Origin of the sequence: Streptomyces sp. NPDC001536, from assembly GCF_042894505.1 — a bacterium.
Lineage (GTDB): Bacteria > Actinomycetota > Actinomycetes > Streptomycetales > Streptomycetaceae > Streptomyces.
Genome location: NZ_JBIAVQ010000008.1, coordinates 318,952 through 334,076 on the forward strand (window position 1 = coordinate 318,952; position 15,125 = coordinate 334,076).

A 15,125-nucleotide genomic window follows, 5' to 3' on the forward strand; every position below is an offset into this window, starting at 1 on the left:
CCTCCGTGGAGGCCGGCACCGGTGCGCTCTAGTGCTTCTTACGGACGGTCTTGCTGGTCAGGGTCCAGTCCCGGGACTTCACCGTGTGGTGCTTCTTGTCCCGGGCCGTGACCGTGATCGTGAACCGCGTGCCGTCCGGCAGCGGGGCGGACAGATGGACGGACACCTTGTGGGTGGCCCGGTCGTAGTCGAGGACGGCCTTGACGTGGAGCTTCCTGGCGACCGCGGCCTCGGCGCCCGGCAGGATGGTCAGCTTCGCCTTCACCGACCCCAGCTTCGTCGCGCTGGGCAGCGTGGTGACCAGCGGGTCGGAGGCGTCGGCGGTGTGCGCCAGCAAGGAGGAGGTCTCCTCCGACGTGGTGCCCGACGTGAGCGAGGCGGACGGGTTCTCGGCGGTGAAGATCGGCCCGACCCAGTAGTTCGCGGATCCGTAGGAACTGTTGGGGAAGGCCACGTCACTGCCGTATCGGTAGAGCCCGTTGCGGGCCGTGCTGATGTCGGCGGTGGCGGTCAGCGGATACGACTTGTGGGCCGACGCGAAGTAGCCGCCGTCCACCGCGTAGTTGCCGTTCGGTGCGTGGTAGGAGACGACGTACGCGGTGTCCGCGCTGATCGCCACCGGGGTGGCGAAGGTCATCGTCTGCCAGCCGGAGGCGGACTCGCTGGTGAAGGTGCCGGAGGCCAGGAGCGTGCCGCTGGTGGACCAGAGGCTGCCCGTGTGGGTGCCGGTGTTGGTCGCGCCCTTGTAGAAGGTGACGCCGGTGACCCAGCCGCTCGCCGAGGACTGGAACCGGGTGCCCAGTTCGAGGGAGTTGGGGTCGTCGGTGACGGCGGTTCTGGCCGGCACGGTGTTGGAGTTCCACAGCGTGCACGGGCAGGTGACCGCGGGCGGGGTGTTGCTGGTGGTGAACGTCCAGGTCACCGGCGCCGACATGGCGTTGCCCCACAGGTCCTCCGCCCGGACGGAGGCGGTGTACGTGGTGTGCAGCTCCAGCTCCGTGGACGGGGTGAAGGTCGCCTTGTTCGACGCGGGCAGCGTCTTGGCGCCCGGCACGGTGTTGCCGTTCGGGTCCTTCACGGTGAACGTCAGCGTGTCGCCGTCGATGGCGTGGTCGAAGACGGCCGACACCGGTGTCGTGATCGCCGCGCCGGTGGCCCCCGAGGTCGGGGACGTCGAGGTGACGACGGGCGGGGTGGTGCTGGCCGTCGCGGTGTCCAGCACCACGTCGACCCAGTAGTTGCTGCCCGAGGACTGCGAGGACGGGAAGGCGCTGGTGGAGCTGTAGCGGTAGACGCCGTTGCCGCCGTCGGTGCCGGACTTCAGGGCCGTGAGCGGGGCGAGGCCCGCGGAGTTGTCGGAGAAGTAGCCGGCGTCGTAGGAGTAGCCGCCGTTGGGGGCGAAGTACGAGGCGACGTAGGTGGTGTTGGCCTTGACGGTGACCGGGGTGGCGAAGTTCAGCTGCTGCCAGCCGGAGGCCGTCTCGTTGGTGAAGGTGCCGGTGGCCAGGCGGGTGCCGGAGGCGCTCCACAGGCTGCCGGTGTGGGTGCCGGTGTTGGCGGGTGACTTGTAGAAGCGGATGCCGGTGATCGAACCGGCCACCGTGGTACGGATCTTGACGCCGAGCTCCAGCGGTCCGGCGTCGCCCGCGTTGAGGGTGCCGGGGACGGCGGTGGCCGGCCAGATGGTGCAGGGGCAGGCCTGGGGGCCGACGGTCAGCGGGATGGTGGTGACGGCGCCGATGTTGACGCTGTCGTCGACCGCGCGGACCTTGATGGAGGCGCTGCCCGGGGTCGTCGGCGTCCAGCTGTAGGTCCAGGACGTCAGTCCGGTGGCGGCGTTCCAGGTGGTGCCGCCGTCGGTGGAGACCTCCGTGCGGGCGACGACTCCGCCGCCGGAGTCACTGGCGGTGCCGGAGATGGTGACCGGCTTGAGCGCCGGGACGGTGACCCCGGAGGCCGGGCTGGACACGGTGATGGTCGGGCCGGTGGTGTCGGTGGAGGCCGTGGCGCTGACGAGGTTGCTCTGCAGGTTCTTCGGCTGGACGCCCATGTCGGCCAGCACGTTCACGGTCGCCTGCTGCATGCGGACGTCCTCGGTGACCACCACGTCGTCGGGGTCGTAGGTCGGCAGGTTGGTCAGGCCCCACGACCACTGCACGGTGCCCGCACCGAACACGAGGGCTCCGGAGTCCTGGTCGCGGAACTCGACGAGGTTGTGCGTCGCCGTCCCGTTGCCGTACATGTTGCCCCAGTCCAGGCGGTACTTGCCGTCGTCGATGTCCACCGTCGTGGACGACAGATGGATCGCGCCGGCCGGCCTGGTGCTGTTGACGATGTCGCTGTCCCACTCGTAGCCGAGGGTGCCCGTCGGGAACGTGGCGGTCTGGCTCGACGTGAGGTTGGCGATCGAGGTGTTGCGCCACAGCCGGTTCTTGCCGTACGAGCCGGGGACCGTGATCGCGTCGGCGCGGTAGCCGTTCACCGTGAACATGGAGCCGGTGAGGATGTTCGGCGGCTGGTAGTCCATGCCGTACTGGGTGCTGGTCGGGTCCATCCAGGTGCCGGTCCACTCACCGCTGGGGTCGGCGATGCCGTTGCCCTGCACCATCTTGGTCATCTTGTAGCAGGTCAGGGTGCGGTTCGAGGTGCTGGTGCCGTCGATGCTCGGGGTGAGCCGCGTCTTCCAGAAGACCTCGTTGCCGCTGAAGTAGGCCTGCCGCACACCGGCCTTGCGGGCCGCCAGGACGTTGTCGTACTGGCTCTGCGTCCAGTATTCGTCGTGTCCCGAGGACAGGTACACGTCGTGGTTCTCCAGCAGGGTGTCACCACGGGTCGACACGTCCACGCCGGACAGATAGCTGACGTCGTAGCCGTTGCGCTCCAGCCAGGACAGCATCATGAACTCGGAGCCGTAGATGCCGTTGTCGCCGCCGATGTCCAGCGGCCGGTTGTAACTGACCTCGTAGGCACGGCCGTCCGGCGCGGGCCCGGTGCCGCCGTAGAGGTCCTGGCCGCCGTAGTCGTTGTAGGCCTGCCAGGTCTGGTCGCTGGTCTGTACGACGATGTCGGAGGTGCTGGAGTCCTTGCGGACGACGAACGGGTACGGCATCAGACCGTCGCCGTCCGTCTGCGTCAGGTTCGCGATGTAGAGGCCGGACACGGCGTCGCTGGGCACGGTCCAGTTCACTGTCACGGGCCAGTTGCCGCAGTCGACCAGGCCTGTGCCGGCCTTGGTGGTGCAACTGGCGGGGTTGTTCGTGTAGTTGGCCGGATAGGTCACGGCGGCCTGGGCCGCGGTGGAGATCAGGCGCGCTCCGTCGCCGCCGTACCAGCCGAGTCGGTAGATCTCCACGCGGTACGAGACCGGTGACTGGATCTTGAACTGGACGGTGTCACCGGCCTGGACGCTCTCCTTGGTGGTGAATCCCTTGATGTCGCCGTAGGAGTTGGGCGAGTACCAGTCGGACATCGGGCTGCCCGCCTTGGAGTTCTCGCAGACGATCGCGTTGGAGCCCGTTCCGCAGGGATCGGACGCCGCCTGCGCGGGTACGGCCTGCGGGAGCACCGCCCATATCAATGCTGCTGCGACGGCGAGGCGCCCGCCCCGGAGCCGTCTGCCCCATCTGTTCATGTGTACCTCTCAGCGGTGCTGTGCAGGAGCGCCCCGTGCCGTGGGGGTGGAGCGTGTTCGGGGGCCGGTCAGCCGCGGAGCGCGTGGGTGAGGGTGTCCACGACGCGTTGCTGCTGGTCGGCGGTGAGGTGCGGGTGGAGCGGAAGCGACAGGATCCGGTCCGCCGTGTGCTCGGCGTGCGGGAACTCGCCCCGGGCGTGGCCGAGATGGCGGTACGCCGGCGTGAGGTGGACCGGGGCGGGATAGTGCACTCCGGCACCGATGCCCTCGGCGTTGAGCTTGCCGACGATGGCGTCGCGGTCGGCGCCGGCGATCTGGACGACGTACAGGTGCCAGACGTGGACGTTGCCCGTGTCCGTCGTCGGGAGCACGACCCGGCCGGTGGCCGCGAGGTCGGCGAGGAGTGTGTCGTAGCGGGCCGCGGCCGCCCGTCGGGCGGCGTTGCCGTCCGCGAGGCGGGCGAGCTTCGCGCGCAGGACGACGGCCTGGAGCCCGTCCAGCCGGCTGTTGAACCCCGGTACGTCGTGGCGGTACTTGGCGACGCCGCCGTGGTTGGCGATCGCGCGCACCAGGTCGGTCCGTTCCTGGTCGTCGCTCAGCACCGCGCCCGCGTCGCCGTAGGCTCCCAGGTTCTTGCCCGGGTAGAAGCTGGTGGCCGCGATGGTGCCGCTGCCCGGTGACCGGCCGTCGCGGGTGGCGCCCTGGCACTGGGCGGCGTCCTCGACGATCCGTACGTGGTCGGGGAGTCGGCCGGCGAGTGCCGTCACATCGGCCATCTGCCCGTACAGGTGCACGGGCACCACCGCGCGGGTGGCCGGGCCGACGGCGTCCAACGCCGCCTGGGGATCGAGGAGATAGGTGTCGGGCAGGCAGTCCGCGAGGACCGGTGTCGCACCGGTCCTGGCCACCGCGCCGGCGGTGGCGATGAACGTGTTGGCGGGTACGACGACCTCGTCGCCGGGCCCCACCCCGCTTGCCCGCAGGGCGAGTTCGAGGGCGTCGGTGCCGTTGGCGACGCCCACGCAGTGCGCGACCGAGCCGAACTCGGCGTATTCGCGCTCGAAGTGGCGGACCTCGTCGCCGCCGACGAACGCCGTGTCGGCCAGGACCCGTTCGAATCCGGCCCGTACCTCGTCGGCGACCTCCTCGTGGGCCGCTTTGAGGTCCACCAGCGGGATCTGGTTCATGTCAGCGGTCCCCCCACTGTTCGTTCGCGAGTTCTGCCAGCGCGGGCGCGTCCGCCGCGCGCAGTGGTCGGGCCGGGCTCCCCACCCAGACCTCGCCCGGCGGTATGTCGCCGAGCACGTTGCTCCCCATGCCGATCTGCGACCAGGCGCCGACCGTCGTGCCTTCCCTGAGCAGCGCGCCGGAGCCCACATAAGCCCCGCGCTTCACCCGCACTCCCCCGCCCAGGCGGACGCCGGAGGTGAGGGTGGCGTAGTCCTCGACCACGTCGTCATGGGTGAGGACGACGTGCGGCATCACCGCGACATGGGCGCCCAGCCGCACGGCGGCGGTGAGGGCGCAGTGCGCGAGCAGGACCGAGCCGGGACCGATCCACGAGGTCGACGACACCACCGCCGTCGGGTGGACCACGGTGGCGTAGCGGTCCGTCGGCAGGCCGAGTCTGCGGACCAGCCGGACGCGGGCCGCGTAGTCCCTCGGGTTGCCCACGCAGATCACCACGCGGGCGTCGGGCAGGTGGTGGACCAGGTCGCAGCCCCCGAGGACGGGCACCCCGTCGACCTCGGTGCCGTGCAGAGCCGGGTTGTCGTCCAGGTGCCCGAGCAGCTTGGACTCGCCCGCGTCCAGTACGGCCTGTGCGGTCTCCCGGGCGAAGCCGCCCGCGCCGACGATGACAAGTCCGGTCATCTGTGCGCCTGTTCGCGCAGGGCCGCCACGACGCGGTCCTGCTGGGCCTCGGTCATGGTGTGGAACAGCGGCAGGATGAGCGAGTCCCGGGTGATGCGCTCGGTGACCGGCAGCGGTGCGCCGGGGTGGCCCGCGTAGGCGGGTTCGAGATGCGAGGCCATGATCCCGCGCCGGGCGGAGACACCGGTCTCGGCGAGTGCGGCGAGCAGGTCGTCCCGGCCGACGGGGAAGTCGCCGTCCAGCAGCACCCAGTAGGACTGGAAGTTGCTCTGCCCGTGCGCGGGGTCGCGTACGGGGGTGAGGCCGGGGACGTCCCGGAGCAACTCGTCGTAGCGGGCCGCCAGTTCGCGGCGGCGCGCGATCATCGCGTCGAGTTTGCCGAGCTGGACCAGGCCGATCGCGGCCTGGACGTCCGTCATCCGGTAGTTGTAGCCGACCTCCAAGTAGCTCTCCAGGACCGGCTTGTCGCTCGCATGGCGGTCCGCGGCGGAGGCGTTCATGCCGTGCTCGCGCAGCCGGCGCAGCCGGGCCGCCCACTCGGCGTCGTCGGTGGTGACCATGCCGCCCTCGCCGGTGGTGACGAGCTTGCGGGGGTGGAAGGACCACGCGGCGATCAGCGCGCCGTGGCCGACGGGCTTGCCGCCGACGGTGGAGCCGATGGCGCAGGCCGCGTCCTCGACGAGCGGCAGGTCCCAGTCGGCGCAGGCGGCGCGCAGCGCGTGCACATCGGCCGGTACGCCGCCCTGGTGGACGGCGAGGACGGCCTTCGTACGGGGGGTGCGGACCGCGTCGACGGTGGCCGGGGTGAGGTTGCCGGTAGCCAGGTCGACGTCCGCGAACACCGGCTCGGCGCCGACGTACCGTACGGCGTTGGCGGTGGCGATGAACGACAGCGAGGGCACCACGACCTCGTCGCCGGGGCCCAGTCCCAGGGCGACGAGCGACAGGTGCAGGGCGGTCGTACAGGAGCTGACCGCGACGGCGTGCTCGGCGCCCACCCGCTCCGCGAAGGCCCGCTCCAAGGCGGCGACCCGGGGTCCCTGGGCGACCCAGCCGGACAGCACCGCGTCGGAGGCGGCCTTGGCCTCCTCCTCGCCGAGCCAGGGGATCATCACCGGGATGCGGTCGGTGCTCACTTGGCGGCCTCCCGCTCCGAACGCCACCACTGCACCAGGTCCTTGAGCCCCGTGCGCAGATCGATCTGCGCCGTGAACCCGAGCCGCTCGGCGGCCCGCGAGGTGTCCGCGAGCCGCCGGCTCACCCCGTTCACCGCGCGGGCTGGTCCGTGCACCGGCTCCAGCCCGGACGCGCCCATCGCCTCGAGGAGGCCGTCGGCGAGTTCGCGCAGCGAGGTCTCCGTACCGGAGGCGACGTTGAACACCTCGTCGGTGAGATCCGACTCGGCGGCCAGCACATTGGCCCTGGCGATGTCGCGGACGTCGACGAAGTCCATGGTCTGCGTGCCGTCGCCGAGGATCAGCGGCGGCTCGCCCGCCTCGATGCGCTCCATCCAGCGGATGAGCACCTCGGTGTAGAGGCCGTGGATGTCCATCCGGGGGCCGTAGACGTTGAAGTAGCGCAGCGCCACGTAGTCCAGGCCGTACATGGCGTGGAAGCTGCGCAGCATGCCCTCGTTGAAGGCCTTGGCCGCGCCGTAGAAGGTGTCGTTGTTGTACGCGTGGTGGCGCTCGGTCGTCGGGAAGGCCTCGGCCATGCCGTAGACGGACGCCGACGACGAGGCGACGACCTTGGTGACGCCGGCCGCGGCCGCCGCCTCCAGGACGTTGAAGGTGCCGTCGACCAGCACCTCGTTGGCGAGCCGCGGCTCCTCCGCGCACTGGGTGATGCGGATCGCGGCGAGGTGGAACACCAGCTCCGCGCCCTCGGTGACCTTCTTCACGGTGTCGATGTCGCGGACGTCGCCCTCGACGACCTCCACGACACCGCTGGGCAGGGCCTGGGCGAGGTTGGCCCGCCGTCCGCGCACGAAGTTGTCCAGCACCACGATCTCGCGGGCGCCGCCTTCGGCCAGGAGGTCGACGAGGTTGGAGCCGATGGTGCCCGCTCCCCCGGTGACCAGGATCTTCTTGCCTCGTACGCTGCTCAACTGCACTTCCTTCTCAGCGGACTTCTCAGTGAACGTCTCGGTGAACGCGTCGGTGCGAACGGTCAGTGGCCGGTGCGCAGGCCGACGACCGCGCCCCTGAACTCCAGGCTGCGGGAGGCCGCTTCGAGGATGTCCAGCACCCTGAGACCGGCCCGGCCGTCGGTCAGCGGCGCCCGGCGCTGCCGGATCGCGTCGCCGAACTCGTCGACCATGCTGCGCAGCGCTTCCTTCTCGCCGATGGCGGGGGCGACCATGTCGCCGGAGCGGTAGGAGATGAGCATGTCCCGGCGTTCGTCCGCGCCGATCTCCTGGGGCGAGGCCAGGTCCACGCCCCGGTCGAAGATCGCCACGCGCTGGGCGGGGTTGAGGTCGTCCCAGACGAGGGTGCGCTTGGAGCCGCCCACCATGGTGGTCCGCACCTTGGTCGGCGAGAGCCAGTTGACGTGCACGTGGGCGATGGCACCGGTGTTGAGGGTGAGCGTCAGATAGGCCACGCAGGCCTGTCCGGCGCCGATCGGGTCGGCCCCGTGGGCGGCGACGGCGACCGGCTCGACGGTGTCGGGGAGGATGAAGTCCAGGATCGACAGGTCGTGCGGGGCCAGGTCCCACAGGACGTCGATGTCCTTCTGGACGAGCCCGAGGTTGATCCGGACGGAGTCGACGAAGTGGATCTCGCCGAGTTCGCCGGAGCGGACCAGTTCCCGGATACGGCCCACCGCGGGTGTGTAGCAGTAGGTGTGGTCGCACATCAGGGTCAGTCCGCGCTCCTCCGCCTCGGTCACCAGGCGCAGTCCGTCGGCGTAGGTCGCCGCGAGGGGCTTCTCCACCAGGACGTGCTTCCCGGCGCGCAGGGCGGCCAGGGCGATGTCGAGGTGGGTGCCGGCGGGCGTGGCCACCGCGACGGCGTCGACGGCGGGGTCCGCGAGGACGGCCGCGTAGTCCGCGGTGGGCCGGACGGTCGAGTAGCCGCCCAGGACCCGCTGGGCCCGCTCCACGTCGAGGTCGCACAGCCAGCGAAGCCGGAAGCGCTCGCTGGCCTGGAAGTTGCGGACGAGATTGGGGCCCCAGTAGCCGGCCCCGACGACGGCGACTCCCAACGGCTCCGCGGTCTCGGTCACTTGGTCCCCCTGCTTCCGGTCCATCAGTAGGCCCCCGTTCCGCGCACCACCGCGGATCCGGTGCGCGCCAGGATCGACAGGTCAAGCCCCATCGACCAGTTGTCCACGTATCCGAGATCGAGCCGGACCGCCTCGTCCCAGGGCAGGTCGGAGCGGCCGCTCACCTGCCACAGCCCGGTGAGGCCGGGTTTCACGAGCAGCCGCCGCTTGACCTCCGAGGGGTACTCCTCCACCTCCTCGGGCAGGGACGGGCGGGGACCGACGAGCGACATGTGGCCGCCGATCACATTGAGCAGCTGCGGCAGTTCATCCAGCGAGGTGCGGCGCAGGAAGGAACCGACCCGGGTGATCCTCGGGTCCTGCTTCACCTTGAACAGCAGTCCGTCGCTGTTCTCGTTGAGGTGCTCCAGCTCGGCGCGCAGCGCCTCCGAGTCGGGGCGCATCGTGCGGAACTTGAACATGGTGAAGTGATCGCCGAACCGGCCCACCCGCTGCTGTCTGAAGAGTGCGGGGCCGGAGCTGTCGAGGCGGACGACCAGGGCGATCGCCAGCATGGGCAGGGCGAGCAGGACCAGGAGCAGCGCCGCGAGGGAGCGGTCCAGGAGTTCCTTGGGCAGCCGGGAGGCGCGGGAGAGGTTCGGCGCCTGGATCCGCATCAGCGGCACACCGTTGGTGGGCCGCACGGTCAGCCGGGCGGTGGACACGTCGGCGAGCACGGGCGCCAGCAGGAAGTCGACGCCCTGCACGGCCGCCGTCCAGGAGATGCGGCGCAGTACGGAGGCGTCGTACTCGGGCGCGGGCAGCACCACGACGGTGCCGATGCCCAGGGCCCGGATGACGTCGTCCATGGTGTCGACACCGCCGAGGACGGGGAGCCCCAACCTGCGGATCTGCGCCGCGTTCTGAGGGTCGCTCAGACACACCCCTGCGGCCTGGAGTTCCTGGACTCCGCCGCGGCGCAGCACGGCGACCAGTTCCACGATGCCGTGCGAGGGACCGACCAGGAGCGTCGCGCTCCCGCCGCGCTCCCGCGCCCATCTCTTGTGCAGCCGGCGGCGCAGCGCGTACCGGACCAGCAGGGCGAGGGCGGCGGCCGGCACTGCGGCCATGGTCATGTCATGGAGAAGGTCCGGGTCGTGGGTGAAGGTCCAGTGCGCGAAGGCGGCCAGCGCGGGCAGTGCGACGGCGCCCCGGAGCACCCGCCGGTACTCCTCGGTCCCCAGCCCCAAGGCCCTGCGGTCGTAGGTCCGGTGGGCCGCCATGGCCGCGAGCCACACCGGGGGCAGCACCAGGGCCACCGCCCAGCGGCCGTACACCGCGTGGATCACCAGGGCCGCGACGACGGCCGCGAGGCCGTCCGCGACCAGCAGAACTATCCGGTACTTCTTTTCCCAAGGTCTTCGGCGACCTTGTGGAGTCCTGTGTTCCACATCCAGTTGCTCATGCGTGACCTCAATGGTCATGCGCCCCCCACCACGTGCGCGGTTACCCCTGACCGAACACCGATGCGTCCCCGACACAACGGCAGATGAAAGAAAGAAGCCTCAGCGGTTCCCCAACCGCCCCATGTCCCCTGCATGTTGGCTCGTGCCTCGCGGCCTCACGTTCCCCACCCAAACCAGCTCGGCGGCCCTCAATCTAGACCACCGAACACAGTCACGGGAACAGTTGGACGAAACACACATCGCATTAGTGACATCGACTGCATACTGCCCAGGTGACGAGCATCGTGATCCCGGCCCACAACGAAGCGCAAGTCATCGGCCGGCTACTCGATTCACTTCTGGCCGATTCCGAATCCCGCGAGGATGTAAACGACATCGTGGTCGTATGCAATGGCTGCACGGACGACACCGCGCGGATCGCGGCCGCCCGCGGCCCGCGCGTGCGGGTGGTGGAGATCCCCACCCCGTCCAAACACGCCGCCCTGCGGGCCGGTGACGATCACGCGCGCGGCTTCCCCCGCGTCTACGTGGACGCCGACGTCGTGATCACGGGAGCCGACGTACGAGCACTGACCGAGCCCCTGGACGACGGCGTCTCCGGCATCCTCGCCACCGCGCCGGAGCGGCGGATTCCGTTGGACGGCTGCGCCTGGCGGGTGCGCGCCTACTACCGGGTGTGGCAGCAACTGCCGGTCGTGCGCGAGGGGTTGTTCGGCCGTGGCGTCATCGCGGTCTCCAAGGCCGGACACGCCCGGATCGCCGCGCTGCCGCCGCTGATGGCGGACGACCTGGCGGCGTCCCTGGCGTTCGCCCCCGCGGAGCGGCTCGTGGTCGGTGCGGCCGGTGTCGTGGTCCATCCGCCGCGCACGTGGCCGGATCTGATCAATCGGCGGATCCGGGCCGCGGTCTCCACCACCCAGGTCGAGCAGCACCGGGGACCGGGGGAGGCCACGGCCCGCACGAGCAAGGCGGATCTCACCGCCCTGCTCCGCAGGGAGCCGAAGCTCCTCCCGGCGGTCCTGGTCTTCGTCGCCGCGGCGGTCGTCGCCCGGCGCAAGGCGCAAAAGGCCATCAAGGAACGGGACTTCGGCACCTGGCTGCGGGACGAGAGCAGCCGGCAGAACTGAACGCAGCGCGACTGGAGTCCTGGACATGTACCTCACCGACCGCTCCGCACCCGCCGGGGCGGACACCGAGCGGGGCCGAAGACGCGGCCCGCGGCCCAAGGTCGCCCCGGTCGTCCTCGTGCTGGGCACGGTCAGCCTGATCACCGACATCTCCTCGGAGATGGTCACCGCCGTCCTGCCGCTCTACCTCGTCACCACGCTCGGCTTCAGCCCCCTGGGGTTCGGCGCCCTCGACGGCGTCTACAACGGGGTCAGCGCGCTGGTCCAGCTCACCGGCGGCCATCTCGCCGACCGCGTGCGCAACCACAAACTGATCGCCGGGCTCGGATACGGACTGTCCGCGCTGTGCAAACCGCTGCTCCTGCTCGCGAGCAGCGTCGGCGCCCTCGGCACGGTCCTCGCCCTGGACCGCACCGGCAAGGGCCTGCGCACCGCCCCGCGCGACGCGATGATCTCCCTGTCCACCCCGCCCGACCGCCAGGGCCGCGCCTTCGGCATCCACCGCGCCATGGACACCACCGGCGCGATGCTCGGCCCCCTTGCCGCGTTCCTCATCCTGAACGCGGCGACCGACGGCTACGACGCCGTGTTCGGCGTGAGCGCGTGCGTGGCCGTGCTCGGCGTGGTCGTACTCGTGCTGTTCGTACCGGGCAGACGCCAGGACGCTCGGCCCGATGGCGCCGGCGTGCCGCGAGACGCGGCACCCGATGCCGCGAAGCCGCCCGTCCGCGTCCGCGAAGCGCTCGCCCTGCTCCGCCTCCCCCGGCTCCGGGCCCTCGCCGGCTGTGCCGCGCTGCTCGGTCTGACCACCGTCAGCGACGCGTTCGTCTACCTCTTGCTGCAACGGCGCGCGGGCCTCGCCGAGGAGTGGTTCCCGCTGCTGCCGCTCGGCACCGCCGTGGTCTTCCTGCTGCTGGCCGTGCCGCTGGGCGCGCTGGCCGACCGGGTGGGACGGCACACCGTCTTCCTCGCCGGGCACCTGGCCCTGCTCACCGCCTACGCGCTGCTGCTGTGGGCCCCGGCCACCCCGGCCCTGCCCTTCCTCGTCCTCGCCCTGCACGGTGTGTTCTACGCCGCCACCGACGGGGTGCTTCCCGCCGCCCTGGCCGCCACGGTGCCCGAGCATCTGCGCGCCAGCGGCCTCGCCATCGTCGGCACCAGCCAGGCGCTGGCCCGGTTCTGCTGCTCGCTGGGGTTCGGCGCCGCCTGGACGATGTGGGGCTACGGCCCGGCGCTGGCCGGCTCCGCGGTCGGGCTGCTGTGCGGCGCGGCCGTCGCGGGCCTGGTGCTGAGGCCGACGGGAGGCACCCGGTGACGACCACGGCGAAGCGGGACCCGATGACGACTCCACCGAACAGGAACCAGATGACACCACTCCGCCGCCGCCTGATCGTCCTCGTCACGGCCGTACTGCTGCTCGCGGGGCTGGGCACCGGCATGGTCCTGCGCGCCGCCGACCGCGCGGACCGGGCGAACCAGCCGCAGGCGGGCGGCCCCGCCGTCAGCGGGGGCAAGGTGACGCTCGGCCAGAAGGACCGGCTGATGTTCGTCAACGCGGCCGCCGGCCCGCACCGCACCGCGGTCGCCTCGGTCCCGTCCACCGAGCCCAAGAGCGGGCGCACCGCCTCGGACCTGAAGTGCGCGCGCTTCTACGCGGCCGCCGGCACCGGCGTCTGCCTCCAGTCCGACACCGGCGTCCTCAAGCAGAACAACCGGGCCCTGCTCCTGGACGCCGACCTGCGCACCCGGCACACCTACTCGCTCGCGGGCACCCCCAGCCGGGCCCGGGTCTCCCCCAGCGGCCGCTTCGTCGCCTGGACCGTCTTCGTCTCGGGCGAGTCCTACGCGTCCGCGTTCTTCTCCACCAGGACCTCGATCCTGGACACCCGCACCATGAAGCTGATCCCCAGCCTGGAGACGTTCGCCATCGATCTGGAGGGCAAGTCCTACAAGGCGGCGGACGTCAACTTCTGGGGTGTCACCTTCGCCGCCGACGACGACACCTTCTACGCGACCCTGAACACCGACAACAAGACCTATCTGGTGCGGGGTTCGGTCTCCCGGCAGTCGGTGACCACGCTCGTCGAGAACGTGGAGTGCCCGTCCCTCTCCCCGGACGGGACCCGCGTCGCCTTCAAGAAGCGGGTGCTGTCCCGCACCGACCTGTGGCGCGAGTACGTCCTGGACCTGCGGACCCTGAAGGAGACGGCGCTGGCCGAACGCCACAGCGTCGACGACCAGGCCACCTGGCTGGACGACGAGACCGTCGCCTACGCCCTCCCCGCCGAAGGCAAGGTCGGCACCAGCGACCTGTGGAGCGTGCCCGCGAACGGCACGGGCACGCCCCGACTGCTGCTCGCCGGGGCTTCCTCCCCGGCGCCGCTCTAGGCCCAGGCGGTCACCGGGGTGAAGGAGCTGTCCGACCGGAAGAGATCCGTACCGTTCGAACGCTCCACCCGCAGCTGGTAGTTGTAGTGGCGCAGGTAGTACCCGGGGTAGTTGTACGACTCGAAGCGGATCGAGCCGCTCGTGCTCCCCGTGCGCGCGATGAACGTAGCGTCCCTGGCGAACGTCGACGTGCCGTCGTTCGCGTCGAAGCGGGCCCGGAAGTCCCAGTGGCGCAGGTAGTTGCCGGAGGAGTCGCGGAAGGAGTAGCCGTTGGAGTCGGCGAGGCCCGCGACGACGGTGAAGGTCGACGCCGTCTTCTCGGCGGAGGTGCTGGAGCCGGTCACCACCGGGAGGTTGAGCAGGGAGGACTGCGTCTGCCAGTAGCGGGTGGAGTAGTTGGCCGACTGGAAGGACCGCGTGACGTTCCTCGCCAGGGTCGGGCCGCCCGAGACGGTCTCCTTGATGACGGTGAAGTGCCGGGCCGTACCGGACACGACAGGGAGTGCGACCGGCGCCGACCAGGTGGCGAACGTGTTGTAGCTGTCGCTGTAGTAGTAGTTGCCGTCGCCGTAGCCGTCGAAGAACAGCCGCCAGCCGCCGTTGTCGAGCTGGACGAGCGCCGGGCCCTCGCGGTAGCTGCCCCAGCCGGCCCAGTCGCCGGTCCTGGAGATCGTGTAGGGGCCGGTCAGCGAGGAGGCGGTCGCGTACTCGATGTACTTGGTCGTCTCGTTCTTGGTGAACGCGTGGTACGTCGAGCCGATCTTCACGATGAACGTGTCGATGTGGTTCGCGCCGATGCCCGACAGGGCCACCGGTGAACTCCACGCGGTGAGCGCGGAGTTCGTCGCCCTCAGCCGATACGGGGTGAAGATCCACTCGTCGCTGGTGACCGAGCAGGACACGATGACGTTCACACTGCCGTCGCTGTCGACGAACCACTCGGGCGCCCAGGCCCGCGACAGGTTGGCGATCGGGACCGTGTAGTCGTACAGGAACGTCCAGTTGAGCCGGTCGGAGCTGCGGGCGAAGCCGATGGTGGTGCTGACGTCCTGCCAGGTGTGCGTGGTGTAGGTGATGTAGTAGTAGCCATCGGTGTGCCTGAAGACGCTGGCGTCGCGGATCCTGTTGCTCGGCGGGGTGTAGGCCGAGGACTTGGCGAGGCGGAAGTCGAGGGCGTCGTCCGACTGGTAGACGTTCACCGTGCCGTCGTTGCTGTTGAGGAACGGCACGATCGTGTAGCGGGTCGCGGAGCCGCTCGGCGGGGCGGCGGCGTGGGCGGCACCGGGGAGTTCGCCCAGCAGCACGGCCGAGGCGGGCAGGGCGGCCATCGCGCGCAGCAGGGTACGGCGGGACATGGGGGGTCGTGTGGTCACGGGCGGCTCTCCTCGGACGAACAAACAACGCGGCTCTGATGTCCGACATGCCGAACGAGGTTCG

General features: G+C 70.6%; 11 protein-coding genes. 3 read left to right on the plus strand and 8 right to left on the minus strand.

The window, feature by feature from the left end; all coding sequences use genetic code 11:
* Window positions 1-28: 28 nt before the first annotated feature.
* The 7 genes from ACFY0U_RS23495 to ACFY0U_RS23525 all read right to left on the minus strand — a co-directional run bounded on the left by ACFY0U_RS23495 (window position 29) and on the right by ACFY0U_RS23525 (window position 10,191).
* Entirely contained in the window at window positions 29-3,631 is a 3,603-nt protein-coding gene (locus ACFY0U_RS23495; protein WP_388638799.1) for a DUF4082 domain-containing protein, read from the minus strand.
* 68 nt (window positions 3,632-3,699) lie between these two features.
* A complete protein-coding gene (locus ACFY0U_RS23500; protein ID WP_388638801.1) occupies window positions 3,700-4,818 on the minus strand; it encodes a DegT/DnrJ/EryC1/StrS family aminotransferase in 1,119 nt (372 codons plus the stop codon).
* A gap of 1 nt (window position 4,819) precedes the next feature.
* On the minus strand, window positions 4,820-5,503 hold the full coding sequence (locus ACFY0U_RS23505; protein WP_388638803.1) for an acetyltransferase: 684 nt from the start codon (window positions 5,501-5,503) through the stop codon (window positions 4,820-4,822).
* Window positions 5,500-6,639 (minus strand): DegT/DnrJ/EryC1/StrS family aminotransferase, encoded by a 1,140-nt coding sequence (locus ACFY0U_RS23510; protein WP_388638805.1) that lies wholly within the window; start codon window positions 6,637-6,639, stop codon window positions 5,500-5,502. The genes ACFY0U_RS23505 and ACFY0U_RS23510 overlap by 4 nt, the downstream gene beginning before the upstream one ends.
* Complete coding sequence (locus ACFY0U_RS23515) at window positions 6,636-7,616, minus strand: NAD-dependent epimerase/dehydratase family protein (protein ID WP_388638807.1); 981 nt, start codon at window positions 7,614-7,616, stop codon at window positions 6,636-6,638. Before ACFY0U_RS23515 ends, ACFY0U_RS23510 begins: the two co-directional genes overlap by 4 nt.
* A gap of 56 nt (window positions 7,617-7,672) precedes the next feature.
* Window positions 7,673-8,728, minus strand: a complete 1,056-nt coding sequence (locus tag ACFY0U_RS23520) for a Gfo/Idh/MocA family protein (protein ID WP_388638809.1) — start codon at window positions 8,726-8,728, stop codon at window positions 7,673-7,675.
* 23 nt (window positions 8,729-8,751) lie between these two features.
* Window positions 8,752-10,191 carry a sugar transferase gene (locus ACFY0U_RS23525; RefSeq protein ID WP_388638811.1) on the minus strand — a complete coding sequence of 480 codons (1,440 nt, stop codon included), beginning with the start codon at window positions 10,189-10,191 and terminating at the stop codon, window positions 8,752-8,754.
* 266 nt (window positions 10,192-10,457) lie between these two features.
* Between ACFY0U_RS23525 and ACFY0U_RS23530 the strand changes: the two genes are divergently transcribed.
* From ACFY0U_RS23530 to ACFY0U_RS23540, 3 genes are read left to right on the plus strand one after another with little or no spacing between them, the layout of a single operon-like run.
* Window positions 10,458-11,300: a glycosyltransferase gene (locus ACFY0U_RS23530; protein WP_388638987.1), complete on the plus strand. Its 843-nt coding sequence runs from the start codon at window positions 10,458-10,460 to the stop codon at window positions 11,298-11,300.
* A 25-nt stretch (window positions 11,301-11,325) separates the two neighbouring features.
* The gene (locus ACFY0U_RS23535) at window positions 11,326-12,615 is read left to right on the plus strand and encodes an MFS transporter (RefSeq protein ID WP_388638813.1); all 1,290 of its coding nucleotides are present in this window, start codon (window positions 11,326-11,328) and stop codon (window positions 12,613-12,615) included.
* A 50-nt stretch (window positions 12,616-12,665) separates the two neighbouring features.
* Window positions 12,666-13,688: a TolB-like translocation protein gene (locus tag ACFY0U_RS23540; RefSeq protein ID WP_388638815.1), complete on the plus strand. Its 1,023-nt coding sequence runs from the start codon at window positions 12,666-12,668 to the stop codon at window positions 13,686-13,688.
* On the opposite strand, the gene ACFY0U_RS23545 is transcribed toward ACFY0U_RS23540, so the two are convergent.
* Window positions 13,685-15,061: a glycoside hydrolase family 43 protein gene (locus tag ACFY0U_RS23545; protein ID WP_388638816.1), complete on the minus strand. Its 1,377-nt coding sequence runs from the start codon at window positions 15,059-15,061 to the stop codon at window positions 13,685-13,687. The genes ACFY0U_RS23540 and ACFY0U_RS23545 overlap by 4 nt on opposite strands.
* Window positions 15,062-15,125: the final 64 nt, after the last annotated feature.